The following is a 25,676-nucleotide window of genomic DNA, read 5'->3' on the forward strand; positions in this document are numbered from 1 at the left end:
TGAATCGCTATATCCCAGGAGATACTGGGGCTCTGGGCTCTTGTCCACTTTCTGAACGAAGACCTGTCAGCCATCCACATGGAATGGGGGCCAGCCTGTGGAAAAGCTCGTGAAAAGTCCATGCAGGCCAATGGCTGCAAGGCTTTTGTGGATTTGATCAAGTTTTGAACGATAGCCGGGGCGACTGCTGGAAAATGCGAGTAGCAGCTGCGCTGGAGACGGCGCTTGTGGACGCACCCGTCGTTATCCCCGCTTCGACGGGAAACCCCTGTGGACAATCTGGTGGTGGTTGCCTGGAGGCCTCGCCAAACGGGGTCTCCAGGCTGTTGATCAAATAACGATCATTCGCCGCGCGACAGTCGATACCAGATGTCCACGCTGTACACGACCAGGCCGGCCCAGATACAGCAGAGGGAAATCAGGCGGGTGGTGTCCAGGTGCTCGCCGAACAGCAGGATCGCCTGCAACAGCACCAGGGTCGGCGCCAGGTACTGGAGGAAGCCCAGGGTCGCGTAAGGCAGGTGACGTGCGGCAGCGTTGAAGCACACCAGCGGCACGAGGGTGATCGGGCCGGCGGCGGCGAGCCAGAAGGCATCCTTGGTGGTCCAGAAATCCAGGTGTGCGCTCGGGCCATCGGCGAACAGCAGCAGGTAACCCACCGCCAGCGGCAGCAGAATCCAGGTCTCCACCACCAACCCCGGCAGCGCGGCTACCGGCGCCTGTTTGCGGATCAACCCGTAGAAGCCGAAGGTCAGCGCCAGCGCGAGCGACACCCAGGGCAGGCTGCCCAGTTGCCAGAGCTGCTGCGCCACGCCCAGCGCGGCGAGGCCGACCGCGACCCACTGCAGCGGGCGCAGGCGTTCGCGCAGGATCACCATGCCGAGCAGTACGTTGACCAGCGGGTTGATGTAGTAGCCCAGGCTGGCCTCGATCATGTGGCCGTTGTTCACCGCCCAGACGTACACCAGCCAGTTGCTGGCGATCAGCAGCCCGCTGGCGGTGAGCACGGCAATGCGCTTGGGATTCTCGCGCAGCTCGCGCCACCAGCCGGGGTGCTTCCAGACCAGCAGGAGCAGCGCCCCGAAGATCGCTGACCAGATGGCACGGTGGGTGATGATTTCCAGGGCGGGAATGCGTTCGAGGAGCTTGAAGTAGATCGGGAAGAGTCCCCAGATGACGTAGGCAGTCAGGCCCAGGGCATAGCCCCGGCGGGGATTGGCGGTAGCCATGGAACATCCTTGGTTAGGCAGCTAATGAGTGGCTGCACAATTCTAGGGCGCTCGCGGAGGCTTGTCTGTGCTGCAACGTGAGTAACCGTGTGGCAGCCGACGATTGTGCGTAACGGCGGCTTTACGGCGCTCTACTGATCACCATAAAGCTCCTTGAACGGAACCTTGCGCGATGAGGTGGTCTGCCACTTTCCGTCGACGAGTTCCTCCGTGCTCAGCAGCACCATTTCCGGTTCGCCACTTCCCCCGGCGGCATCCTCGATCTCGCGTTTCACGGCGAGCGGCTGGTTGGCTTTGACGATGTACTCGCTTTTCTCGTGGTAGCAGCAGCCGCTCTTGGCGAAGGTGATGAGCCGCTTGTGCTCGCTATCGACATCGAAGAACCCCAGGTTCTCCAGTGTGAGGTCGCTCAATGCCGGGCTGTGGATAAAGCGCTGGCGCGGCGGATCGAAGAGGAATACGTCGTAGCTGGGCCCGCCATAGGAGCCGCGATTGCCATTCTGCACTGCGAAGTCCGGCTGGCCGTCGAAATTGAAGTCGCCGCTATTGATCACTCCCTGGTAGTCGTAGAGCCGGGCCGAGTTGACCAGCGGTTCGCCATTGTCCTGGCGAGTGAGGAAGACATTGGGCAAGTAGATTGCCTGCATGACTTCGTTGCTGTCCTTGCGCTGGATGCCGAGATAGGCCGGTCCCTCGCAGGTCTGCTCTGCGCAGGGCTGCATGTCCAATAGGAAGACGAAGCCTGGAGCGGCGTTGCCGATACGCAATGCCCGTTTCCAGTCGTGACCCTGTGGAGCGGCGTTGGTGGCGGGGCCGAGGTTCTACAGACGTTCGCGATAGGCGTCGCTCAGGCAGTCGGTTATTTCATCGACCGCTTCGCAGCGTTGACGGACCGTCCGGAGCCAGGCGCGCTGGGAGGTCTTGAGTGCGCTCGCGTTCTGCTCGGTATCGCCCAGATGCGCGCGGTAGGAGGCGTTCAACTGGTCATCCAGCGCAGACAGATCGCCGCTTGCGCAAATGGCTTCTTCCATCGGCGATCTGGCCTTCCGGCAATCGAAGCTGGCCGCCAGCGCCGGCGTCAGGCCGGTCGCCAGACCGGCAGCAAGGATCAGTGAGAGGTGCAGTTTCATGGTGTTTCTTCCTTGAAGTGAAGCGATACCGAGCGCTCCTGCGTCGGCGTGCCGAATCAGAACAACCGCAACGGCTCCTCATCCAGCGCCGCCAGTTGTTCGCGCAGCACCAGCACCTGCTCGCCCCAGTAACGCTCGCTGCCGAACCACGGGAAGCTCGGCGGGAAGGCCGGGTCGTCCCAGCGGCGCGCCAGCCAGGCGCTGTAGTGCATCAGGCGCAAGGAGCGCAGGCCTTCGATCAGCGGCAGTTCGCGCGGGTCGAAATCGTGGAACTCCTGGTAGCCGTCCACCAGCTCGGAGAGCTGCCCCAGGCGCTCGTGGCGCTCGCCGGCGAGCATCATCCACAGGTCCTGCACGGCCGGGCCCATGCGGCAGTCGTCGAGGTCGACGACGTGGAAGGTGTCGTCGCGGCACAGCAGGTTGCCGGGGTGGCAATCACCGTGCATGCGGATGGGCGTGTACTTCACGCGGGCGTACAGGTCATCGACTTTCTTCAGCAGGTCGCGGGCCACGGATTCATAGGCCGGCAGCAGGCTTTTCGGGATGAAATTGCCTTCCAGCAGGGTGGCCAGCGACTCATGCCCGAAGTTCCGCGGCGTCAGCGCCTCGCGGTGCTCGAAGGGGCGGTTGGCGCCCACGGCATGCAGGCGGCCGAGCAACTGGCCAAGGCGATACAGTTGGTCGAGGTTGCCCGGCTCCGGGGCACGGCCGCCACGGCGGGGGAACAGGGTGAAGCGGAAGCCCGCATGCTCGAAGAGGGTCTTGCCTTCATGCACCAGCGGCGCCACGACCGGGACTTCGCATTCGGCCAGTTCGGCGGAGAAGGTGTGTTCCTCGAGGATCGCTTCGGTGGTCCAGCGGCCGGGGCGATAGAACTTGGCGATCAGCGGCTCGCTGTCCTCGATGCCGACCTGATAGACGCGGTTCTCATAGCTGTTGAGCGCCAGCACGCGGGCGTCGCTGAGAAAGCCGATGCTTTCCACTGCATCCAGTACCAGATCGGGCGTGAGGTCGGAAAAAGGATGAGACATGGCGACGATCCGGCAGTGGTAAAGCTGCCTAGTGTACCGAGTCCACCGCTATTGGGTTGGAAGTCGCCTCAGTGGTCGCCGCAGTGCTGCTTCAGGTAGTCGAGGAAATGCGTGGCCAGTTCGCGCCGGGGGCCGCTCACCAGTGTCAGTTCCTCCATCCGCCCCGCCGTGCAGCCTGCGGGCAGCGGCTTGTCACCATGCCCCTGGTGATGAAGATGCGCCAGCGGTGCCGGTTGGTCGGCGATCAGCAGATCGTAGGGCGTGCCCTGGCGCACCTGCTCACCGAGCTCATCGTTGCTGCCACCGATCAGCAGGACCTTGTTGCGTGTTTCGACCTGATAGCGGTCCACCAGTGGCTCCAGCACCGGCATCAGCTCCGCGCTGGCACCCACGCGCAGAACATCGGGGCCGGCCTGGCTGGCGAAGGGCAGGAGCAGCAGGGCAAGAAGCAGAAGTGGACGGCGCATGGTGGGGCTCCGGCGGGTCGAGGCCCCGCCCGGCATAGACGGAGCACTGGTGCCTATTGGAGCGCGGCGCGGCGGCCCGGGGCTTGATATGCGGCAGGGAAACTACAACGGCGTACCGAGGATGACCTGTGCCGGAGAGAACTGCGCACGCACCAGGGAGCCGGGTTTCAGGCCGAGGATCTCGATCCGGTCGGCGTCGGTCAGGGCACAGAGCATCTGGCCGCTGGGCAGCTGGATGCGGACTTCGCTGGGGCCGTCGTCGGCCTCACGGATGTCATCGATATGGCCTTCCAGCGCATTCAACCCTTCCGGGCAGGCAATGTGCGGCAGGTCGACATAGAGCCAGCCGGCCTTCATCAGCGCCACCACCGGCACGCCGTCGGCCAGTTCCAGCTTCTCGGTGCTTTCGCGGGTGACCCGCGCCTGGATGCGCGAACCGCCGGGCAGTTCGACGCTCACCAGGTCATTAAGGCCGGACGGTTCCACCCTGACGACCCGGCCATGCAGCTGGTTGCGCGCGCTGGTGCGCATCATCAGGCGACCGATCAGTTCCAGGTCGGCCTGGTGTTCGACATGCTCGACGATGTGCTCGCGCAAGGCTTCCAGGCGCTGATACAGCGCCAGCAGGCGCTCGCCCTCGGCGGTCAGGCGCGCGCCGCCGCCGCCCTTGCCGCCGACGCTGCGTTCCACCAGTGGGCGGTCGGAGAGGTTGTTCAGTTCATCGATGGCGTCCCAGGCGGTCTTGTAGCTCATCCCGGCGGCCTTGGCGGCGTGGGTGATGGAGCCGAGCTGGGCGATCTGCGCCAGCAACGCGATACGTTGCGGGCGGCGGGTAACGTGTTGGGTCAACAGGCTGAGGGTGGTCATGGGTTCATGCGTGCTTATTGGTATGGGGCGAGGCTCCGTTGCTGGCGGGCAAAACGCAAGGGGCAGATGTCGGGAATGTGGCCGAACGGTCGTCTATTCCGGGGCTGGCGTGCGCGCCAGGCAGTAGACGTCGACCCGTCGCGCACCCGCGCGGCGCAACAGACGGGCGATGCGCTCGGCGGTGGCGCCGGTGGTCAGCACGTCGTCCACCAGGGCCAGGTGCAGGCCTTCAAGGTTCGCGCCGTCGGCCAGGGCGAAGGCGTTGCGCAGATTGCGCTTGCGCGTGGCGGCGTCCAGTCCCTGCTGGGCCGGGGTGTCCTGCGGTCGCTGGACGAGGCGGTTATCCACAGGCACGCCCAGGGGGCCGCTGAGCCAGCCGGCCAGCAGCGCGGCCTGGTTGAAGCCGCGGTGACGTTCGCGTCGGCGGGAGAGGGGTACGGGAATCAGTCGATCCGGCCGCACCAATCCCTCGCCGAAGGCGTGCAGCAGATGGCGTTCCAGTAACTGGCCGAGCAATCTGCCGGAGGGCGCATCGGACTGGTGCTTGAAGCGGGTAACCAGCGCGTCGACGGGAAAGCCGTAGCGCAGCGGTGTTTCGACGCGCTGGAAGCTGGGCGAGCGCCGCAGGCATTGGGCGCATGTCAGTCCGGTGGCGGGCAGGGGAAGAGCACAGATCGAGCAGTGCCCGGCGAGCCAGGGCAAGTCGTCATCACAGCCAGTACAGAGCGGCAGGTCGGCGTGCTCCGCCGGTCCGCCACATAAAAGGCATTGCACGCGAGGGCGCCACCAGATCGGGCGCCACGTGGGAAATCGCATTCCGCCCCTCCATGGGCGGCGGCCGTCAGTGGATCAGCCAGCTCAGGACCACCAGGCCCAGCACCGTCCAGATCAGCCCGCCAAGGATCGAGCGCCGCAAGAAGGCGCGAATGCCACTGTAGAGCAGCAGCAGACCGAGGAAGAGCAGGACGAAGCTGAAGATCGAGACGTCGATTCCGACGGCGCGGGCGAGGCCGTGGAAGAAATCGTCCATGGCACCCCACAGGCCGCCGAGCACGCCTGACAGCAGATCGACGATGAAGCGGATGGCCTTGCCGACCATCTGGCCGAGATTGTCGAAGAATCCTTCTGTTCCCATCTGGGGATGACTCCTGAATGTCTTGAAGCTTGGAGTGGTGAGGGCGCGCCGGGTTCAGCGCCGTGTGCTGCTCAGTTGCGGCGCCAGGAACGACTGCCGGAAGTATTCGCGGAAGGCCAGCATGGCTGGGGTCAGCTCGCGCTCGCGGCACCAGGCCAAGCCGACGCTCATTGACGGTACGGGATCGACCAGTGACAGGGTCTCGATGCGCTTGCCTTCCAGCGACCAGGGGCGATAGACCAGATCGGAAAGGATAGCCACGCCCGAACCGTTGGCGACCATGCTGCGCACCGCTTCCACCGAACTGGTGCGCAGGATCACCCGCGGCTCCTGGCCGCTGGCCTGCCAATAGCGCAATGACGACTGTCCTGCCTCATCGACGGTGAGCAGGATGTACGGCTGCTTGGCGACATCCGCCAGCCCAACGGCGGAGCGTTCGCTGAGTGGATGGCGCGCCGGCAGCCAGAGCCGGCGGGTCGAACTGAACAGCGTTTCCGAGGCGATCCGCGCTTCGGTCAGGTTGCCGGTGAGCACTACGGCCATTTCGTAGTGGCCATCGAGCAGCCCGCGCTCGATGTCCACCCGCTCCTGCTCGTGCAGGTGCATGCGCAGGCCCGGATACCACTGCGCCAGGCGCTGCAGGTGGTGCGGCAGGAAGTAGCCCATCACTGTGTAACTGGCGGCGACGCTGAGGCTGCCGCTGATATGGGTATCGGGCAGCGGGCTGTTAAGCGCGTCCTCCACGCTGCGCAGGATCGAATAGGCGTGATTGAGGAAATGCCGGCCGCTGTCGGTGAGCAGCATGCCCTGTGCGGTACGGGTGAACAGGGAGGCGCCCAGCAGGCCTTCCAGTTCCTGGATCGCGCTGGTCACCGCCGACTGCGAAATATGCAGGTTGATCGCCGCCTGGGAAATCTGTCCGACCTCGGCGGTGGCGACGAAGTAGCGCACCTGGCGCAGGGTGAAAGCCATGGGAATCGCTCCGGCAGGTATCGATTTTTCAGAAACAAGTCTATCGGATAATAAATCTACCCAATATTGCCCCTGCGACTTAACGTCGCCTCATTGACCTTACAAATCCAAATACAGAGGCCATGCGGCGATGAATACAGTCGATCTCAATTCCGACATGGGCGAAGGCTTCGGTCCCTGGACCATCGGCGATGGCGTGGACCAGGCGATCATGCCGCTGATCAGCAGCGCCAACATCGCCACCGGCTTCCATGCTGGCGATCCGAACATCATGCGCCGCACTGTCGAGCTGGCCCTCGAACACGGCGTCGGTATAGGTGCTCATCCCGGCTTCCGCGATCTGGTCGGTTTCGGCCGCCGGCACATCAACGCGCCGGCCAGCGAATTGATCAACGACATGCTCTACCAGCTCGGCGCACTGCGTGAATTCGCCCGCCTGCACGGCGCGAAACTGCAGCACATCAAGCCCCACGGCGCGCTGTACATGCACCTGGCGCGCGACGAACAGGCCGCCCGAGAGTTCGTCGAGACCCTGCAGCGCATCGACCCGCAACTGATGCTGTTCTGCATGCCCGGTTCCGCCACCTGGCGCGCCGCCCAGGCGCTGGGCCAGCCGACGGTACGCGAGTTCTACGCCGACCGCGATTACGACACCAGCGGCTCCATCGTCTTCATCCGCCGGGTCAAGGCGCTCGACCCGCAGGAGGTCGCCGCCAAGGTGCTGTGTGCCTGTCAGGAAGGTCGTGTTCGCACGGTCGAAGGCGACGACATCGAGATCGCCTTCGACTCGATCTGCATCCACAGCGACACCCCCGGCGCCCTGGCGCTGGTCGAGGCGATCCGTGCGGTCCTGCTGGGCGCCGGCATCGCCATCAAGGCGCCGCGCTGAGCGCCTCCCGCATGGCGGGAACCCCTACTGCATCTGCCATCCACACATTCGAACAATGAGGAACAGTCATGGCCGAACATAACGTGCAGTCGCCCTTGCCGGGCACCTTCTACCGCAAACCGACCCCAGACGCCCCGGCCTATGCCGAGATTGGCCAGCGGGTTGAGCCGGGTAGCGTGATCGGGCTGGTCGAGGTGATGAAACAGTTCTCCGAAGTGCTCGCCGAGCGCGCTGGCACCCTGCAGGCCTTCCTGGTGGAAGACGGCGAGCCGATCGAGCCGGGCCAGGAACTGGCGACCATCCGCGTCGACGCGTGAGGGCCGGGACATGTTGAAGAAACTACTGATCGCCAATCGTGGCGAGATCGCCGTGCGCATCATCCGCGCGGCGCGGGCCCTAGGCATTCCCACCGTCGCCGTATGCAGCGAGGCGGACGCCGATTCGCTGGCCGCACGCCAGGCCGACGAAGTACGGATCATCGGTCCGGCCCGCGCCGACCGCAGCTATCTGAACGCCGAGGCCCTGTTGCAGGCGGCGCGGGAAACCGGCTCGGACTCGATTCACCCCGGCTACGGCTTCCTCTCCGAGAACGCGGCCTTCGCCCAGGCGGTGGTCGATGCCGGGCTGGTCTTCGTTGGCCCCGATGCGCAGACCATCCGCCGCATGGGCGACAAGGCCGAGGCGCGGCGCACCGCCATGGCCGCCGGCGTGCCGGTGGTGCCGGGCTCGCCGGGCGAATTGGAGGACATCGACGCGGCGCTGCGTTGCGCCGCGGATGTGGGCTATCCGCTGCTGATCAAGGCCTCCGCCGGCGGCGGTGGGCGTGGCATCCGCATGGCCCAGGATGCCGACGAGCTGCGCCGCGAGTTTCCCATCGCCCAGCGCGAAGCGCAGGCGGCATTCGGTTCCGGTGCGGTGTACCTGGAGCGCTTCATCCGCCAGGCGCGGCATATCGAGGTGCAGATCCTCGGCGATGGTGAGCGTGCCGTGCACCTGTTCGAGCGTGAGTGCTCGCTGCAGCGGCGTCGGCAGAAAGTCTTCGAGGAGGCGCCGTCGCCAGCACTCGACGACCGCCAGCGCCAAGCGCTCTGCACCAGTGCGGTACGCCTCGCGCAGAGCCTGGGCTATCGCGGCGCGGGCACCCTGGAGTACCTGTTCGATGCACACAGCGGCGAGTTCTTCTTCATCGAGATGAACACCCGTATCCAGGTCGAGCACCCGGTCAGCGAGATGATCACCGGTATCGATCTGGTCCAGGCCATGCTGCGCATTGCCAGTGGTGAACCCCTGGTGCTACGCCAGGAGGACATCCGCTTGAACGGCGCAGCGCTGGAAATGCGTATCAACGCCGAGGACCCGCAGCGTAACTTCTTCCCCTGCCCCGGCGTGGTGGAAAGCCTGGGCTGGCCACAGGGCGAGGGCGTGCGCGTCGACAGCCACCTGTATCCCGGCTACCGCGTGCCACCGTACTACGACTCGCTGCTGGCGAAAATCATCGTCCACGGCCGTGACCGCGAAGAGGCTTTCGCCCGCGCCCGGCAGGCGTTGCAGGAGACCCAGCTGACCGGTATGGAAACCACCCTGTCGCTGCACCGCTGGCTGCTGGCCGATGCGCGCGTGCAGGCGGCGCAGTTCGATACCGCGACCCTGGAAACTTGGCTGGCCGAACGCTCGGCCACGTAGGAGGTGTGAGATGCACGAGCAGATCCGCTACAGCTTCGGCGGCGACGAGCACCTGTTCGCCGAGGTCGCCGAATCCATGTCGTTGGAAGCCTTCTTCCGTGGCATGGCCGTCACCCGCGCCATCGAGCAGCAGTCGATCCCCGGCGTGCTTGACGTGTGCCTGGCCAACGCCTCGTTCCAGGTGCGCTTCAATCCCGACCTGATCGCCCCGCAGGATTTGCTCCAACGGGTGCGCGAGTTGGAGTCGCAGGCGACGACCGAGCGCCGCATCCAGACGCGGATCATCGAGATCCCGGTGCTGTACAACGACCCCTGGACCCACGAGACGCTGATGCGCTTCCGTGACCGTCACCAGGCCCCGGATTCCACCGACCTCGAGTACGCGGCGAAGGTCAACGGCTACCAGGACGTCCAAGCCTTCATCGCGGCGCACAGCGGCACGCCGTGGTTCGTCTCGATGGTCGGTTTCGTCGCCGGCCTGCCGTTCATGTACCAGATGGTCGAGCGCGAGCGGCAGTTGCAGGTTCCCAAGTACCTGCGCCCGCGTACCGACACGCCGAAGCTGACCCTCGGCCACGGCGGCTGCTTCGGCTGCATCTATTCAGTGCGTGGCGCTGGCGGCTACCAGATGTTCGGCGTCACCCCGGCGCCGATCTACGACCCGCAACAGAGCCTCGGCTATCTGAAGGACTCCATGGTGTTCTTCCGCGCGGGCGACATCGTGCAGTTCAAGCCCATCGACCGCCCCGAGTACGACCGGGCAGTTGCTGCGGTGGAGGCGGGCAGCTTCGACCTGCGCATTCGCCCGGTGCAGTTCGACCTCGACGCTTTCCTCAACGATCCGCAAGGCTGCCAGCAGCGCCTGCAGGAGGTGCTCCATGTCGCTTAAGGTGCTCAAGCCCGGCCTCGCTACCTCGGTGCAGGACGGTGGCCGCGAGGGTTACTACCACCTGGGCATTCCGCCGTCCGGTGCGCTGGACCAGTACGCGCTGCGCGCGGCCAACCTGCTGGTGGGCAATCCGGCCGAAACGGCGCTCCTCGAATGCACGTTGCTCGGCCCGCAACTGGAGTTCCAGCGCGACGCGCTGGTGGCGATCTGTGGCGCCGCCATGACGCCGCACCTGGACGGCAAGGCGATGCCGCTGGACTGCGCCTTCCGCGTGAGCGCCGGGCAGGTGCTGGGTTTCGACTTCATCAAGGCCGGTGCGCGCGGCTACATCGCCATCGACGGTGGTATCGACGTCCCCGAAGTCCTCGGTAGTCGCTCCACCTATGGCCTGGGTGCCCTCGGTGGGTTGCAGGGCCGGCGCCTGCAGGCCGGTGACGAGTTGCCGCTGGGCACGCCACACGGCAAGGGCCAGGAAGGCCTGGCGTTGCCGCGTTCGCTGCGGATCGAGGTGGGCGGCGAGGTCAGCCTGCGGGTCGTCACCGGTCTGTATCACCACCGCCTGACGGCACGGGCCGCCGAGCAGTTCTTCGCTGATACCTGGACCGTGGGCTCCGAGGCGGATCGCACCGGCTACCGCTTCAAGGGCGGCACACCGCTGGCGTTCGAGCCGCGCGAGCAGCCGTTCGGCGCCGGTTCCGATCCGTCGAACATCGTCGATGCCTGCTACCCGATCGGCTCGATCCAGGTGCCGGGCGGGTTGGAGCCGATCATCCTGCACCGCGACGCGGTATCCGGCGGCGGCTACGCCACCATCGGCACGGTGATCAGCCCGGACCTCAACCGCATGGCGCAGATGCAGCCCAACCAGAAGGCTCGCTTCGTCGCCGTTACCCTGGAGGAGGCGCTGGCGGCGCGCCGTCGCTACCACCAGCAGCTTGAAAACTTGAACCGCTTCTTTCTTGCCTAACCAATAAAAACGCCGCGGCGGCGCGATCTCCGGTGGTTCCCCACGAGGGTGCCGCCGCGGCCTCCTGCTGCCGCACGCCAAGCCCTCATCTTGCGGAGAAACCAAGATGGCAAGTCTGTCGCAGCATCCCGAGGTCGATTCGTCCGTTCCAAGTGTTCCCAGCCATGCCCGCATGGGCCGGTTGTCCCTGAGCATGGCCTGGTGGGCCGTGTGCAGTGCCATGTTCTACATCGTGGTCGGCGCTTCGCTGGCGCTGGCCTACGGCGCCCGTAACGCCATCCTTGGCATGCTGCTGTCGGTGGCATGCTACGGGTTGATCAACGCGGTGATCAGTCGCTACGCCATCCGCACTGGGCTTTCGGTGGCGCTGTTTTCACGGGTGCTGTTCGGTAGCGCGGGCGCTTCCCTGGCCACCCTGATTTTCTTCTCCACGGCCATCTACTACGCAGTGTTTGAGGGTTCGGTGATCGCCGTAGCGCTCAATCACCTCTATCCCGGCGTGTCCTATTCGCTGGCTGCGCTGCTGGTGGTGCTCTACAGCGTGCCGCTGATCTTCGGTGGCGTGCAGCACTGGCTGGACCGCTTCAACGGCGTATTGCTGCCGTTCTACCTATTCGGCCTGCTGGCGGCGGTGGCCTTGTCCATCGGTGAGTACGGCTACCAGCCACAGTGGCTAGACTTCGGCCCGGTCAACCCGCCGGTCGGCGGCTGGTGGGATTGCTTCAGCGCATACATGGGCGTCTGGGTGCTGATGATGTTCACCTTCGACTACGCCCGCTTCGGCAAGCCGGAGGACGCCACCTGGCACGGCCGCTGGAACTTCGGCATGCCGTTCTATCTGGTGACCTTCCTGCTCAACGGCATGGCCGGTATCTACCTGGCCAGCAGCATTCCTCAGGACGGTGCGCTCAGCGAAGTCACAGTGGTGCTGGCGATCCTCAAGCTGATGGGCATATGGGGGTTGCTGTTCGTCTGGGTGACGCAGACGCGGATCAACACCGCAAACTACTACCTGGCGACGGTGAACATGCAGGCGTTCTTCGTCGAGGTGTTCCGCCTGCGTGCGCCCGCCCTGGCATGGGCGGTGGTGGTCGGCGCGGTCGTCTACTCGCTGATGCTGGCGGACGTGTTCGCCTGGCTGCTCAAGGCGTTGGCCTGGCAGGGCGTATTCGTGGTGGCCTGGGTCGGCGTGGCACTGGCGCACATCCTTGGCAAGGCGCCTTTGTCGGCGGGCAGGCCGGCGCGGCTGAACGGCGTGGGGCTGGTCGCCTGGTTTTGCGGGGCACTACTGGGCTTCGTGCTGATGGAGGTGGGAGGCTCCCTGCAGTCCTTCTTCGCGCCACTGACCTTCCTGGTGTCGGCCGGGGTCTATGCCGGGCTGCGCCGCCGTCCTATCGCGCCGCCGACGGCTATCTCGGATTGATCAATAAATAGACACTTGTCGACCTGTGTCGCGAGAGTGGTTGACAGCGTCACAGCTCCACATATGATGCCTTGAGCCTGATTTCCCCGGTGGCGCGCCGCCGGGGCACCTTAGACAAAAGGCGCGCCCCCAAGCGTCGAAGGACTTTGCCGATGAGTGCCACCGCAGCCCAAGTAACCCGCCACGACTGGACTCTCGCCGAAGTCCGCGCCCTGTTCGAGCAGCCGTTCAACGATCTGCTGTTCCAGGCCCAGACCATGCACCGCGCGCATTTCGACCCGAATCGCGTGCAGGTTTCCACTCTGCTGTCGATCAAGACCGGCGCCTGCCCGGAGGACTGCAAATATTGCCCGCAGTCCGGCCATTACAACACCGGCCTGGACAAGGAAAAGCTGATGGAAGTGCAGAAGGTGCTGCAGGCCGCCGCCGAAGCCAAGGCCATCGGCTCGACCCGCTTCTGCATGGGCGCCGCCTGGAAGCACCCGTCCGCCAAGGACATGCCCTACGTGCTGGAAATGGTGAAGGGCGTGAAGAAGCTCGGCCTGGAAACCTGCATGACCCTGGGCAAGCTGACCCAGGAGCAGACCCAGTCCCTGGCCGAAGCGGGCCTGGACTACTACAACCACAACCTCGATACCTCGCCGGAGTTCTACGGCAACATCATCACCACCCGCACCTACGGCGAGCGCCTGCAGACCCTGGCGTACGTACGCGAGGCGGGGATGAAGATCTGCTCCGGCGGCATCCTCGGCATGGGCGAGTCGGTGGACGACCGCGCGGGCCTGCTGATCCAGCTGGCCAACCTGCCCGAGCACCCGGAATCGGTGCCGATCAACATGCTGGTGAAGGTCAAGGGCACCCCGCTGGCCGAGGAGAAGGACGTCGATCCGTTCGACTTCATCCGCACCCTGGCGGTTGCCCGCATCATGATGCCGAAATCCCACGTGCGCCTGTCCGCGGGCCGCGAGCAGATGAACGAGCAGATGCAGGCCCTGGCCTTCATGGCCGGCGCCAACTCGATCTTCTACGGCGAGAAGCTTCTGACCACCACCAACCCGCAGGCCGAGAAGGACATGCAGTTGTTCGCGCGCCTGGGCATCAAGCCCGAAGAGCGCGAGGAGCACGCCGACGAGGTGCACCAGGCTGCCATCGAGCAGGCGCTGGTGGAACAACGCGACTCCCAGCTGTTCTATAACGCGGCTTCGGCTTGACCTGCTCTGTGCAGGAGCACGGTTGCTCCTTCCAAAGCCCCTCTCCCTAACCCTCTCCCTGAAGGGAGAGGGGACCGCTCGGTGCCGGCTGTAACCACTGTGTCAGTCGGCATGGACTGCTCCCTCTCCCTTCAGGGAGAGGGCTGGGGAGAGGGGAAGCATCGGCACGGACTTCGTGGAAGAAGACTGTTGCTCCTGGGTCCTTCATCCGGAGGGCCGCCGCCGACACGGGGATGCGTATGCCTTTCGATCTCGCCGCCCGCCTGACCCAGCGCCAGGCGGAGGACCTCTACCGCCGCCGCCCGCTGCTGGAATCGCCGCAGGGCCCGGAGGTGGTCATCGATGGCCAGCCGATGCTGGCCTTCTGTTCCAACGATTACCTGGGCCTGGCCAGTCACCCCGAGGTGATCGCCGCGCTGCGCGCCGGTGCCGAACGCTGGGGCGTCGGCGGTGGTGCCTCGCACCTGGTCAACGGCCACTGCGGCCCGCACCACGAGCTGGAGCTGGCACTCGCGGAGTTCACCGGCCGCCCGCGCGCGCTGCTGTTTTCCACCGGCTACATGGCCAACCTCGGCACCGTCACCGCCCTCGTCGGCAAAGGTGACAGCGTGCTGGAGGACCGTCTCAACCACGCCTCGCTGCTGGACGCCGGGCTGTTGTCCGGTGCGCGCTTCTCGCGCTACCTGCACAACGACGCCGCCAGCCTGGCTTCGCGCCTGGACAAAGCCGAAGGCAACACCCTGGTGGTCACCGACGGCGTGTTCAGCATGGACGGCGATCTCGCCGACCTGCCCAGCCTTTGCGCGACGGCTCGAAAGCAGGGCGCGTGGGTGATGGTCGATGACGCCCACGGCTTTGGCCCGCTGGGCGCGACCGGCGGTGGCATCGTCGAGCACTTCGGCCTGGGCATGGAGGACGTGCCCGTGCTGGTCGGCACCCTCGGCAAGGCCTTTGGCACCGCTGGCGCCTTCGTTGCCGGTAGCGAGGAGCTGATCGAGACGCTGATCCAGTTCGCCCGCCCCTACATCTATACCACCAGCCAGCCGCCCGCCGTGGCCTGCGCCACGCTGAAAAGCCTGGAGCTGCTGCGCGCCGAAAGTTGGCGCCGTGATCATCTCAATGCCTTGATTGTGCGCTTCCGTGCTGGCGCCGAGGCCATCGGCCTGCGCCTGATGGATAGTCCGACGCCGATCCAGCCGATCCTCATCGGCGGCAGCGCCCAGGCCATGGCGTTGTCGGCCGAGCTGCGCCAGCGCGGCATCCTCGTCGGCGCGATCCGCCCGCCCACCGTGCCGGCCGGCACCGCGCGCCTGCGCGTGACCCTGTCCGCCTCGCACACCGAGGCGCAGGTCGATCGCCTGCTGGTGGTATTGGCGGAGAGTTGGCAGCGCGTGTCGTCTAGCCTTCTGGCAGAGATTGATGCCGAGGAGGGCGATGATGCGTGACCAACTGATCCTGCTGCCCGGCTGGGGCCTGGGCAGCGCGCCGCTGGAACCGTTGCGTGATGCGCTGCTGGAGCAGGCGCCGCACCTGAACGTGCAGATCGAGCCGCTGCCGGTGGATGCCGATCCGAGTGTCTGGCTCGAGGAGCTGGACGACAACGTCGCTCACGACGCCTGGATCGCCGGCTGGTCGCTGGGCGGCATGCTCGGCGCCGAACTGGCCGCGCGCCGGGGCGAGTCCTGCCGTGGGCTGATCACGCTGGCCAGCAATGTCTGCTTCCGCCGCCGCGAGGACTGGCCGGATGCAATGGCGAATGATGTGTTCGAGGACTTCTTCGAAGCCTTCCTGCTGGAACCGCATCTGGTGCGCAAGCGCTTCACCCTGCTGGTCAGCCAGGGCGCCCGCGATGCGCGTACCCTGGCGCGCCAGCTGCAGGTGGCACTGCCGCAGATGAATGTCGAAGGTCTCACCGCCGGTCTGCAGTTGCTGGGGCGGCTCGATACCCGCGCCGCGCTCGGACGTTATCCCGGCCCGCAACTGCACCTGTTCGCCGGCAACGATGCGCTGGTGCCGGCGAGCGCCGCCGATGCCTTGCTGGACTGGCTTCCGGACATCGAGGTCAACCTGTTGCCCGGCACCAGCCACGGGCTGCCGTTAGAGCTGCCGGACGAGGTGGCCGGCGCCATCCTGCGTTTCATCCACGAGGGCGACGATGCCTGATTGCAGTAGCACCGGCCTGCCTGACAAACGCCAGGTGGCCGCTTCCTTCTCCCGCGCCGCATCGACTTACGACGCGGTGGCCGAATTGCAGCGTGCAGTTGGCAACCGGCTCTTGGCGTCGCTGCCGGCCGACGGCGCGCCGCAGCGCTGGATCGACCTGGGCAGCGGCACCGGGTATTTCACCCGCGCCCTGGCGGCGCGTTATCCCCAGGCCCAGGGCCTCTCCCTCGATATCGCCGAGGGCATGCTGCGTCATGCCCGCGAGCAGGGTGGCGCGGAGCACTTCATCGGCGGTGACGCCGAACGCCTGCCGCTGCGCGATGGCGCTGCGGACCTGCTGTTCTCCAGCCTGGCCGTGCAATGGTGCGCGGACCTGCCCGCCGTGCTGAATGAAGCGCGCCGCGTACTGCGTCCTGGCGGCGTGCTGGCTTTCAGCAGCCTGTGCATCGGCACCCTGGGCGAGTTGCGCCAGAGCTGGGAAGCGGTGGACGGCTTCGTTCACGTGAATCGCTTCCGTGCGTTCGAGCAGTACCAGCAGCATTGCGCCTATAGCGGCCTGGACGTACTGGAGTTGCGCACCGAGGATCGCGTCCTGCACTTCCCCGACCTGCGCAGCCTGACCCACGAACTCAAGGCGCTCGGTGCGCACAACCTCAACCCCGGCCGGCCCGACGGCCTCACCGGTCGCGAGCGGGTGCGCGCGCTGATCGCCGCCTACGAGCGATTCCGCACGCCCGAGGGGCTGCCGGCAACCTACCGGGTGGTCTACGCCGTCCTGCGCAAACCTTTTTCGTTGTAAGCGTATTGTTGCTGAGCGAGCGCCCTCTCCCCAGCCCTGGCTGCGCGCCCCGCTCCGAAGGGAGAGGGGGCCGCCCGTGTCGGTTGACGCTAGAGTTTCATCTTGCGCCGATCAGTCCCCTCTCCGTTCAGGGAGAGGGTTAGGGAGCGGGGTGGCCCCGAGCACAGATGTCCACGTAGGAGCACTGAAGAAAACCATGTCCCACGCCTACTTCGTCACCGGCACCGACACCGAAATCGGCAAGACCACCATCGCCGCCGGCCTGCTGCATGCGGCGCGGCTGGCAGGCCTGTCCACGGCGGCCGCCAAGCCCGTGGCCTCGGGCTGCGAGCGCAGCCCCGAAGGCCTGCGCAATTCCGACGCGCTGGCGTTGCTGGGCGAATGCAGCCTGCCGCTGACCTACGAACAGGTGAATCCCTTCGCCTTCGAGCCGGCCATCGCCCCGCACCTCGCTGCCCGCGAGCAGGGCGTGAAGCTGACGGTCGAAGCGCTCAAGGGACCGGTGCGTTCGGTGCTGGAGCTGGGCGCCGACTTCACCCTGGTGGAGGGCGCCGGTGGTTGGCGGGTACCGCTGGCGGGGGAGGAGAACCTGTCGGATCTCGCCGTGGCCCTGGGCCTGCCGGTGATTCTGGTGGTCGGTGTGCGCCTGGGCTGCATCAATCACGCGGTACTCAGCGCCGAGGCGATCCAGCGCGACGGTCTGGTACTGGCCGGCTGGGTGGCGAACATCGTCGACCCGCAGACCTCCCGTCTGGAAGAAAACCTAGCGACCCTCGCCGAACGCCTGCCCGCGCCGTGCATCGGACGCGTGCCGCGACTGGGATTGGCGACGCCCACCGCGGTGGCCGCACACCTGGACCTCGGCATCCTGGATTTGTAACCGAGCCTTGGCCTGGGGCGGTCTGTCTGCTTGAATAGTGGCCACTTGCTGCTTTTTGTTGTGGAGGCGCTGCGATGGAAATTTCCGGTAATGCTTTCTCTGCGGGCCTGTATGGCGTGCAGAGCGGCCAGCGCCGCGTCGACCGCGCCAGCACCGACATCGCTACTGCCGGCACCGCTCCCAGCGAAGTGCTGAACGACCGCCTCGTGGACCTGCGCCGCGGCGAGCACGAGGTCAAGGCCAACGCCAAGGTCATCCAGGCCGCCGACGAAACGCTCGGCACGCTCATCGATATCCGCGCCTGACGGCGACTTTTCTCTTCCTGAATTCCCCAGAGCGGCCGGCTGTCCCTGTGACACGCCGGCCGCTCTGCCATGGGCTTTAATTAGCCTCAGGACGTCGTTGCGAATGCACCCCGTGGACAGCCCTGTAAGCGTGACCGGGCGGTCGGTTTGCACGCTTGACAAGGGTATGGCGTAAACGTATGTTTCAAACGCCTGTTTGACTGTCCGGATGCGTGCGCGCACCGACTGGGCGGCCGGGAATGCTCCCGCACTGCGACCGCAGCAACCGGTCGCCCATTAACCAGAACCCTTCGTAGAGGTTTACCGCTATGCCTGATTACAAGGCCCCCTTGCGTGATATCCGTTTCGTTCGCGACGAGCTGCTGGGCTACGAAGCGCACTACCAGAACCTGCCGGGCGCCGAAGACGCCACCCCGGACATGGTCAATGCCATCCTCGAAGAGGGTGCGAAGTTCTGCGAACAGGTAATCGCTCCGCTGAACCGCACTGGCGACCTGGAAGGCTGCAAATGGAGCCCGGAAGGCGTCAAGACTCCGACCGGCTTCAAAGAGGCCTACCAGCAGTTCGTCGAAGGCGGCTGGCCGAGCCTGGCCCATGACGTCGAGCACGGCGGTCAGGGTCTGCCCGAATCCCTGGGTCTGGCCATCAGCGAAATGGTCGGCCAGGCCAACTGGTCCTGGGGCATGTACCCGGGCCTGTCCCACGGCGCCATGAACACCCTGCACGCCCACGGCACCTCCGAGCAGCAGCACACCTACCTGACCAAGCTGGTTTCCGGCGAGTGGACCGGCACCATGTGCCTGACCGAGCCGCATTGTGGCACCGACCTGGGCATGCTGCGCACCAAGGCCGAGCCGCAGGCCGACGGCACCTACAAGATCACCGGCACCAAGATCTTCATCTCCGCTGGCGAACACGACATGGCCGACAACATCGTCCACATCGTGCTGGCCCGCCTGCCCGATGCCCCGCAGGGCACCAAGGGTATCTCGCTGTTCATCGTGCCGAAGTTCCTGCCCAACGCCGAAGGCAACGTGGGCGAGCGCAACGCCGTTTCCTGTGGCTCCATCGAACACAAGATGGGCATCCACGGCAACGCCACCTGCGTGATGAACTTCGACGCCGCCACCGGCTTCCTGATCGGCCCGCCGAACAAGGGCCTGAACTGCATGTTCACCTTCATGAACACCGCTCGCCTGGGTACCGCGCTGCAAGGCCTGGCCCACGCCGAAATCGGTTTCCAGGGTGGCATCGCCTACGCTCGCGAGCGTCTGCAGATGCGTTCGCTGACCGGCCCGAAAGCACCGGAGAAGCCCGCTGACCCGATCATCGTGCACCCGGACGTCCGCCGCATGCTGCTGACCGCCAAGGCGTTCGCCGAAGGCAACCGCGCCATGCTGTACTTCGCTGCCAAGCAGGTCGACATCGTCCAGCGCAGCCAGGACGAAGAAGAGAAGAAAGCCGCTGACGCGATGCTGGCCTTCCTCACTCCGATCGCCAAGGCGTTCATGACCGAAGTGGGCTTCGAAGCCGCCAACCATGGCGTGCAGATCTATGGCGGCCACGGCTTCATCGCCGAGCACGGCATGGAACAGAACGTCCGCGACAGCCGCATCTCCATGCTGTACGAAGGCACCACCGGCGTTCAGGCGCTGGACCTGCTGGGCCGCAAGATCCTCATGACCCAGGGCGAAGCGCTCAAGGGCTTCACCAAGATCGTGCACAAGTTCTGCCAGGCCAACGAAGCCAACGAAGCCGTTAAAGAGTTCGTTGCACCGCTGGCTGCGCTGAACAAGGAGTGGGGCGACCTGACCATGAAGGTCGGCATGGCTGCCATGAAGGACCGCGAGGAAGTCGGCGCCGCATCGGTCGACTACCTGATGTTCTCCGGCTACGCCTGCCTCGCCTACTTCTGGGCCGACATGGCTCGCCTGGCTGCCGAGAAGCTGGCTGCCGGTACCAGCGAAGAGGCCTTCTACCAGGCCAAGCTGAAGACCGCGCGCTTCTACTTCCAGCGCATCCTGCCGCGCACCCGCGCGCACGTTGGCTCCATGCTGTCCGGCGCCAACAACCTGATGGACCTGGCCGAGGAAGATTTCGCCCTCGGTTACTGATCAGCGCTCTAGGCGGACGGTTCGCCGTCCGTCTGCTGAACAGGAGAAAGCCCGCCGCAAGGCGGGCTTTTTCGTATCCGACTCCACGCAAATGTCCGCAGAAAATGCCATCATTACGCCACTTGCCGGCCGGTTGACCGCGAGCCCGGCACCCATTTTGCGGAACCCCCTGTGCGACTCACGGCCCCTTACCGGCTCAGCCATTTCCTTGCGCCCCTGCTGCTGATTCCGGCGGGTATCGCAGCCGGCTCCCTGGCCGAACTGTCCGACTTCTTTACCTCGCTGTTCAACGTCCTGCCGACTCTGCTGCTCCTGCTCGGCGGCGCGCTATGCATGGTCTACAACCGCCAGCGCCAGCTGTTCATGCTGACGGTGGTATACCTCGCCTACTTCCTGCTCGACACCCAGGTCGATTACTTCAAGGCACACCGCGTGGTGCTCCCGGAGGCGGCGCTGGTGTTCCACTTGTGCTGCGTGCTGTTGCCGCTGCTTTATGGGATGTACGGTATCTGGCAGGAGCGCATGCACATGCTGCAGGACCTGTTCGCCCGCAGCGCCGCGCTGATCGCCGTGGCCGCCGTGGCGACGGCCCTGGCCAGGCGCTTCCCGCAGGGCCTGGCGGAGCTGCTCAGCGACACCTATTGGCCAGCCCTGCACGGCCAGTGGATGAACCTCGCGCAGTTGTCCTACTTCGGTTTCCTGATGGCCTTCATCGCCCTGATTGCCGCCTACGTGCGCCAGCCGCGCCCGCTGCACGCCGCGCAATTGCTTGGCCTGGTCGGCCTGCTGTGGATGCTGCCCAAGGTCTTCATCCTGCCCCATGCGCTGACAGTCATGACCAGCCTGGTGATGCTCACCCTGGCTGGCGCGGTGGCACACGAGGCCTACCAGATGGCCTTCCGCGACGAGCTCACCGGCCTGCCCGGGCGCCGTGCGCTGAACGAGCGCTTCCAGCGCCTGGGCCAGCAGTACGTGCTGGCGATGATCGACGTCGATCACTTCAAGAAATTCAACGACAGCCACGGCCACGACGTCGGCGACCAGGTGTTGCGCATGGTCGCCAGCCAGCTGCGTCGTACCGGAGGCGGCGGCAAGGCGTATCGCTATGGTGGCGAGGAATTCACCCTGGTGTTCGCCGGCAAGACACTGGAGCACTGCCTGCCGTACCTCGACGGCGTGCGCCAGGCCATCGAGGGTTATGCCATGCACCTGCGCGACCGCGGCAACCGACCCAAGGACGATCGCCAGGGCCGCAGCAAGCGCGGTGGCAAGGAGGCGCAGACCGTCTCGGTCACCATCAGCGTCGGCGTCGCCGAGCGCGACGGCGAGCGGCGCAGCCCGGAGGAAGTGATCAAGGGCGCCGACGAGGCGCTCTACTCTGCCAAGAGCGGCGGGCGCAACCGCGTGGCCGTACATGGGCAATCCCGTCGCGGCGCGGTGCGCACCGCCTGACCCGGCCGGGTTATGACCGCGCATTCAGCGCGTGCAGCGTGATTGTCCGCACGGTCACGGGCCGTTAGGTTCGGGATATCCGCGCCACACTGGCGCCCTGAACCGAACGGAGATTCGCGATGCCCGAGTACAAGGCCCCCCTGCGCGACGTGCGCTTCCTCACCGACGAAGTCTTCGACTTCACCGGTCGCTACGAAGCCCTCGGTGCCACCGACGCCACCCCGGACATGTTCGCCGCCATCCTTGAGGAGGGCGCGAAGTTCTGCGAGCAGGTCATTGCCCCGCTGAACCGCTCCGGCGACGAGGAAGGCTGCCACTTCGACAACGGCGTGGTGACTACGCCCAAGGGCTTCAAGGAAGCCTTCGCGCAGTACGTCGAGGCTGGCTGGAACGGCGTTTCCAGTGATCCTGAATACGGCGGCCAGGGCCTGCCGCCGTCCCTCGGCCTGCTGGTCAGCGAGATGATCGGCGCCTCCAACTGCTCCTGGGGCATGTACCCCGGCCTGACCAAGGGCGCCATGGCGGCCATTCATGCCCACGGCACGCAAGAGCAGAAGAACACCTACCTGCCGCGCATGACCAGCGCGGTGTGGACCGGCACCATGTGCCTGACCGAACCGCATTGCGGCACCGATCTGGGCATCATCAAGACCCGCGCCGTGCCCAACGCGGACGGCAGCTACGCAATCACCGGAACCAAGATCTTCATCTCCGCCGGCGAGCACGATCTCTCCGAGAACATCATCCACCTGGTCCTGGCCAAGCTTCCCGATGCGCCGGCCGGCACCAAGGGCATCTCGCTGTTCATCGTGCCCAAGTTCAACTTGGACGCGAACGGCGAAGCCGGCGAGCGCAATGCCGTGGCCTGCGGTTCCATCGAGCACAAGATGGGCATCAAGGCCTCCGCCACCTGCGTGATGAACTTCGATGGTGCCAAGGGCTTCCTGATCGGCGAGGCCAACAAGGGCCTGGCCTGCATGTTCACCATGATGAACCACGCGCGCCTGGGCACCGGCATGCAGGGCCTCTGCCTCGGCGAGACCAGCTACCAGGGCGCCGTGCGCTACGCCCAGGACCGCCTGCAGATGCGTTCGTTGACCGGTCCGAAGGCGCCGGAAAAGCCCGCCGACCCGATCATCGTCCACCCGGACGTTCGCCGCATGCTGCTGACCATGAAGGCGTTCAACGAAGGCAACCGCGCGCTGGCGTACTTCACCGCGCAGCTGCTGGACATCGAGCACCTGTCCCAGGATGCCGAGGAGCGCGAGCGCGCGGCCAACCTGCTGGCCTTCCTCACGCCGATCTGCAAGGCCTTCATGACCGAGACCGGCCTGGAAGTCACCAACCACGGCATGCAGGTGTTCGGTGGCCACGGCTTCATCCGCGAGTGGGGCATGGAGCAGCTGGTGCGCGACTGCCGCATCGCGCCGATCTACGAGGGCACCAACGGCATCCAGGCGCTGGACCTGCTGGGCCGCAAGGTCCTCGGCAGCCAGGGCAAGCTGCTGATGGGCTTCACCAAGCTGGTCCACCAACTCTGCCAGCAGCACGCCGAACACCTGCAGCTCAAGGCCCAGGTGGCCCAACTGGCGGCGTTGAACAAGCAGTGGGGCGAACTGACCCAGAAGCTCGGCCTGGCCGCCATGAAGAACCCGGACGAAGTCGGCGCCGCCTCGGTGGATTACCTGATGTACTCCGGCTACATCACCCTCGGCTACTTCTGGCTGCGCATGGCGCTGGTCGCCCGGCAGAAGCTGGAGGAGGGCGCTGGCGAGAAGGCCTTCTACGAAACCAAGCTGGCTACCGCCGAGTTCTACTTCAGCCGCCTGCTGCCCCGCGCGCTGTCCCATGTGGCGGCAGCGGAGGCCGGTTCCGAGGTGCTGATGCGCCTGTCGGCCGAGCAGTTCGCCCTGTAATCCCCGCGCCAGACAAGAGGGCCCGCCTCGCGCGGGCCTTCTGCCTATCGCTACAAAATGTGACCAATCTGTAGTTGTATGGTCACAACATGACGCTTAAAGTCTGAAAAGTTGTTGGAGTAAACTCCGGCGGCGTACCTTCGTGTACCTCCTATTCTGATACCGCTGGCTGCCTGATCAGCCGTCGTTTTCGTTCGAGGATCCATCATGGCTGACTACAAAGCTCCCCTGCGCGACATGCAATTCGTCCTCAATGAAGTCTTCGAGGTCGCCAATCTCTGGGCTGAATTGCCCGCCCTCGCCGAGACCGTCGACGTCGAGACCGCTGCGGCGATCCTCGAAGAGGCCGGCAAAGTCACCGGCGGCGTGATCGCCCCGCTGAACCGCAGCGGCGACGAAGAAGGCTGCAGCTGGAGCGCCGAAGGCGTGAAGACCCCGGCCGGCTTCCCCGAGGCCTACCGCACCTACGCCGAAGGCGGCTGGGTGGGCGTGGGCGGCGCGCCGGAATTCGGCGGCATGGGCATGCCCAAGGTGATCGGCGCCCAGGTCGAGGAAATGGTCAACTCGGCCAACCTGTCCTTCGGCCTGTACCCGATGCTGACCGCCGGCGCCTGCCTGTCGCTGCTCAACCACGCCAGCGAAGAACTCAAGGCCAAGTACCTGCCGAACATGTACGCCGGCACCTGGGCCGGTTCCATGTGCCTGACCGAGCCGCACGCCGGCACCGACCTGGGCATCATCCGCACCAAGGCCGAGCCGCAGGCTGACGGCAGCTACAAGATTTCCGGCACCAAGATCTTCATCACCGGCGGCGAGCACGACCTGACCGAGAACATCATCCACCTGGTGCTGGCCAAGCTTCCCGATGCGCCGGCAGGCTCCAAGGGCATCTCGCTGTTCCTGGTGCCGAAGGTGATGGTCAACGCCGACGGCTCCCTGGCCGAGCGCAACGCCGTGTCCTGTGGCTCCATCGAGCACAAGATGGGCATCAAGGGTTCCGCCACCTGTGTGATGAACTTCGACGGCGCCACCGGCTGGATCGTCGACGCGCCGAACAAGGGCCTGGCCGCCATGTTCACCATGATGAACTACGAGCGCCTGGGCGTTGGCATCCAGGGCCTGGCCACCGGCGAGCGTTCCTACCAGAGCGCCGTGGAATACGCCCGCGAGCGTATCCAGAGCCGCGCGCCGACCGGCCCGGTCGCCAAGGTCAAGGCCGCCGACCCGATCATCGTCCACCCGGACGTGCGTCGCATGCTGCTGACCATGAAAGCGCTGAACGAGGGCGGTCGTGCCTTCTCCAGCTACGTCGCGATGCAGCTGGACACCGCCAAGTACAGCGAAGAGCCGACCACCCGCAAGCGCGCCGAAGAACTGGTCGCCCTGCTGACTCCGGTGGCCAAGGCCTTCCTCACCGACATGGGTCTGGAAACCACCGTTCACGGCCAGCAGATCTTCGGCGGCCACGGCTTCATCCGCGAGTGGGGCCAGGAGCAACTGGTGCGCGATTGCCGCATCACCCAGATCTACGAAGGCACCAACGGCATCCAGGCGCTGGACCTGATGGGCCGCAAGATCGTCGGCAGCGGCGGCGCCTACGCCAAGCTGTTCACCGACGAGATCCGCGCCTTCACCGCTTCGGCATCCGCCGAGCTGGCCGAGTTCACCGGCCCGCTGAACGCCGCCGTACAGAACCTGGACGAACTGACCGCGTGGGTCCTGGACCGTGCCAAGGGCAACCCGAACGAAATCGGCGCCGCTTCGGTCGAGTACCTGCATGCGTTCGGCTACACCGCCTACGCGTACATGTGGGCCCTGATGGCTCGCGCTGCGCTGGGCAAGGAAGGCCAGGACGAGTTCTACGCCAGCAAGCTGGGCACTGCGCGCTTCTACTTTGCTCGCCTGCTGCCGCGTATCCACTCCCTGACCGCCTCGGTAAAGGCCGGCAGCGAGTCGCTGTACCTGCTGGACGCCGCGCAGTTCTAAGCGTTCGCGTATGGAAAAGCCCCGCTTCGGCGGGGCTTTTTCGTTGGTTATTCCAATTCCGAAAACCGGTATCACGAATCCGTGTAAGCCTAAGCTTACAAATGCTGGTGGTGATCAGCGTCTTTCTGACAAAGACCTACAGCGGTAACCTTCTCCTCAGTCAGGACA

Annotated in this window: 25 protein-coding genes; 16 read left to right on the forward strand and 9 right to left on the reverse strand. The window is 65.6% G+C overall.

What is annotated here, in order from left to right; all coding sequences use genetic code 11:
- Nucleotides 1–341: 341 nt before the first annotated feature.
- From rarD to JVX91_RS07915, 9 genes are all read right to left on the reverse strand, one after another.
- Nucleotides 342–1,229, reverse strand: coding sequence for an EamA family transporter RarD (rarD, locus tag JVX91_RS07875; protein WP_205338759.1), 888 nt, complete (start codon nucleotides 1,227–1,229; stop codon nucleotides 342–344).
- A 131-nt stretch (nucleotides 1,230–1,360) separates the two neighbouring features.
- The gene (locus JVX91_RS07880) at nucleotides 1,361–1,996 is read right to left on the reverse strand and encodes a hypothetical protein (protein ID WP_205338760.1); all 636 of its coding nucleotides are present in this window, start codon (nucleotides 1,994–1,996) and stop codon (nucleotides 1,361–1,363) included.
- A gap of 54 nt (nucleotides 1,997–2,050) precedes the next feature.
- Entirely contained in the window at nucleotides 2,051–2,359 is a 309-nt protein-coding gene (locus tag JVX91_RS07885) for a lysozyme inhibitor LprI family protein (protein WP_205338761.1), read from the reverse strand.
- A 56-nt stretch (nucleotides 2,360–2,415) separates the two neighbouring features.
- Entirely contained in the window at nucleotides 2,416–3,390 is a 975-nt protein-coding gene (locus JVX91_RS07890) for a serine/threonine protein kinase (RefSeq protein ID WP_205338762.1), read from the reverse strand.
- 68 nt (nucleotides 3,391–3,458) lie between these two features.
- On the reverse strand, nucleotides 3,459–3,857 hold the full coding sequence (locus JVX91_RS07895; protein ID WP_205338763.1) for a substrate-binding domain-containing protein: 399 nt from the start codon (nucleotides 3,855–3,857) through the stop codon (nucleotides 3,459–3,461).
- A 102-nt stretch (nucleotides 3,858–3,959) separates the two neighbouring features.
- On the reverse strand, nucleotides 3,960–4,724 hold the full coding sequence (locus tag JVX91_RS07900) for a TOBE domain-containing protein (RefSeq protein ID WP_205338764.1): 765 nt from the start codon (nucleotides 4,722–4,724) through the stop codon (nucleotides 3,960–3,962).
- A 93-nt stretch (nucleotides 4,725–4,817) separates the two neighbouring features.
- Nucleotides 4,818–5,540 carry a ComF family protein gene (locus tag JVX91_RS07905; protein ID WP_205338765.1) on the reverse strand — a complete coding sequence of 241 codons (723 nt, stop codon included), beginning with the start codon at nucleotides 5,538–5,540 and terminating at the stop codon, nucleotides 4,818–4,820.
- Nucleotides 5,541–5,565: 25 nt separating this feature from the next.
- The gene (locus JVX91_RS07910; protein WP_205338766.1) at nucleotides 5,566–5,859 is read right to left on the reverse strand and encodes a hypothetical protein; all 294 of its coding nucleotides are present in this window, start codon (nucleotides 5,857–5,859) and stop codon (nucleotides 5,566–5,568) included.
- 54 nt (nucleotides 5,860–5,913) lie between these two features.
- Complete coding sequence (locus JVX91_RS07915) at nucleotides 5,914–6,831, reverse strand: LysR family transcriptional regulator (protein ID WP_205338767.1); 918 nt, start codon at nucleotides 6,829–6,831, stop codon at nucleotides 5,914–5,916.
- Nucleotides 6,832–6,961: 130 nt separating this feature from the next.
- On the opposite strand from JVX91_RS07915, the gene JVX91_RS07920 reads away from it, so the two are divergent.
- From JVX91_RS07920 to JVX91_RS07995, 16 genes are all read left to right on the forward strand, one after another.
- Nucleotides 6,962–7,720, forward strand: coding sequence for a 5-oxoprolinase subunit PxpA (locus tag JVX91_RS07920; protein ID WP_205338768.1), 759 nt, complete (start codon nucleotides 6,962–6,964; stop codon nucleotides 7,718–7,720).
- A 68-nt stretch (nucleotides 7,721–7,788) separates the two neighbouring features.
- Nucleotides 7,789–8,037 carry an acetyl-CoA carboxylase gene (locus JVX91_RS07925; RefSeq protein ID WP_205338769.1) on the forward strand — a complete coding sequence of 83 codons (249 nt, stop codon included), beginning with the start codon at nucleotides 7,789–7,791 and terminating at the stop codon, nucleotides 8,035–8,037.
- A 10-nt stretch (nucleotides 8,038–8,047) separates the two neighbouring features.
- On the forward strand, nucleotides 8,048–9,403 hold the full coding sequence (locus JVX91_RS07930; protein ID WP_205338770.1) for an acetyl-CoA carboxylase biotin carboxylase subunit: 1,356 nt from the start codon (nucleotides 8,048–8,050) through the stop codon (nucleotides 9,401–9,403).
- A gap of 10 nt (nucleotides 9,404–9,413) precedes the next feature.
- Complete coding sequence (locus tag JVX91_RS07935) at nucleotides 9,414–10,292, forward strand: allophanate hydrolase subunit 1 (protein WP_205338771.1); 879 nt, start codon at nucleotides 9,414–9,416, stop codon at nucleotides 10,290–10,292.
- Nucleotides 10,282–11,259, forward strand: a complete 978-nt coding sequence (locus JVX91_RS07940; protein WP_205338772.1) for a biotin-dependent carboxyltransferase family protein — start codon at nucleotides 10,282–10,284, stop codon at nucleotides 11,257–11,259. Before JVX91_RS07935 ends, JVX91_RS07940 begins: the two co-directional genes overlap by 11 nt.
- A gap of 106 nt (nucleotides 11,260–11,365) precedes the next feature.
- Nucleotides 11,366–12,682 carry an allantoin permease gene (locus tag JVX91_RS07945; RefSeq protein ID WP_240201716.1) on the forward strand — a complete coding sequence of 439 codons (1,317 nt, stop codon included), beginning with the start codon at nucleotides 11,366–11,368 and terminating at the stop codon, nucleotides 12,680–12,682.
- Nucleotides 12,683–12,834: 152 nt separating this feature from the next.
- Nucleotides 12,835–13,893 carry a biotin synthase BioB gene (gene bioB, locus JVX91_RS07950; RefSeq protein ID WP_205338773.1) on the forward strand — a complete coding sequence of 353 codons (1,059 nt, stop codon included), beginning with the start codon at nucleotides 12,835–12,837 and terminating at the stop codon, nucleotides 13,891–13,893.
- A gap of 239 nt (nucleotides 13,894–14,132) precedes the next feature.
- On the forward strand, nucleotides 14,133–15,338 hold the full coding sequence (gene bioF, locus JVX91_RS07955; RefSeq protein WP_205338774.1) for an 8-amino-7-oxononanoate synthase: 1,206 nt from the start codon (nucleotides 14,133–14,135) through the stop codon (nucleotides 15,336–15,338).
- Nucleotides 15,331–16,056 carry an alpha/beta fold hydrolase gene (locus tag JVX91_RS07960; protein WP_205338775.1) on the forward strand — a complete coding sequence of 242 codons (726 nt, stop codon included), beginning with the start codon at nucleotides 15,331–15,333 and terminating at the stop codon, nucleotides 16,054–16,056. The genes bioF and JVX91_RS07960 overlap by 8 nt, the downstream gene beginning before the upstream one ends.
- The gene (gene bioC, locus JVX91_RS07965; RefSeq protein WP_205338776.1) at nucleotides 16,049–16,855 is read left to right on the forward strand and encodes a malonyl-ACP O-methyltransferase BioC; all 807 of its coding nucleotides are present in this window, start codon (nucleotides 16,049–16,051) and stop codon (nucleotides 16,853–16,855) included. The genes JVX91_RS07960 and bioC overlap by 8 nt, the downstream gene beginning before the upstream one ends.
- A 196-nt stretch (nucleotides 16,856–17,051) precedes the next feature.
- Nucleotides 17,052–17,735 (forward strand): dethiobiotin synthase, encoded by a 684-nt coding sequence (bioD, locus tag JVX91_RS07970; protein ID WP_205338777.1) that lies wholly within the window; start codon nucleotides 17,052–17,054, stop codon nucleotides 17,733–17,735.
- 74 nt (nucleotides 17,736–17,809) lie between these two features.
- On the forward strand, nucleotides 17,810–18,040 hold the full coding sequence (locus JVX91_RS07975) for a hypothetical protein (protein ID WP_054908003.1): 231 nt from the start codon (nucleotides 17,810–17,812) through the stop codon (nucleotides 18,038–18,040).
- A gap of 308 nt (nucleotides 18,041–18,348) precedes the next feature.
- Nucleotides 18,349–20,154 (forward strand): phenylacyl-CoA dehydrogenase, encoded by a 1,806-nt coding sequence (locus JVX91_RS07980; protein ID WP_205338778.1) that lies wholly within the window; start codon nucleotides 18,349–18,351, stop codon nucleotides 20,152–20,154.
- A gap of 171 nt (nucleotides 20,155–20,325) precedes the next feature.
- Entirely contained in the window at nucleotides 20,326–21,606 is a 1,281-nt protein-coding gene (locus tag JVX91_RS07985; RefSeq protein ID WP_205338779.1) for a GGDEF domain-containing protein, read from the forward strand.
- A gap of 119 nt (nucleotides 21,607–21,725) precedes the next feature.
- Complete coding sequence (locus tag JVX91_RS07990) at nucleotides 21,726–23,522, forward strand: acyl-CoA dehydrogenase C-terminal domain-containing protein (protein ID WP_205338780.1); 1,797 nt, start codon at nucleotides 21,726–21,728, stop codon at nucleotides 23,520–23,522.
- Between the two features lie 207 nt (nucleotides 23,523–23,729).
- Nucleotides 23,730–25,508 (forward strand): acyl-CoA dehydrogenase C-terminal domain-containing protein, encoded by a 1,779-nt coding sequence (locus JVX91_RS07995; RefSeq protein WP_205338781.1) that lies wholly within the window; start codon nucleotides 23,730–23,732, stop codon nucleotides 25,506–25,508.
- The last annotated feature ends 168 nt before the right edge of the window (nucleotides 25,509–25,676 follow it).

The organism is Pseudomonas sp. PDNC002 (assembly GCF_016919445.1).
In the GTDB taxonomy this organism is placed as follows: domain Bacteria; phylum Pseudomonadota; class Gammaproteobacteria; order Pseudomonadales; family Pseudomonadaceae; genus Pseudomonas.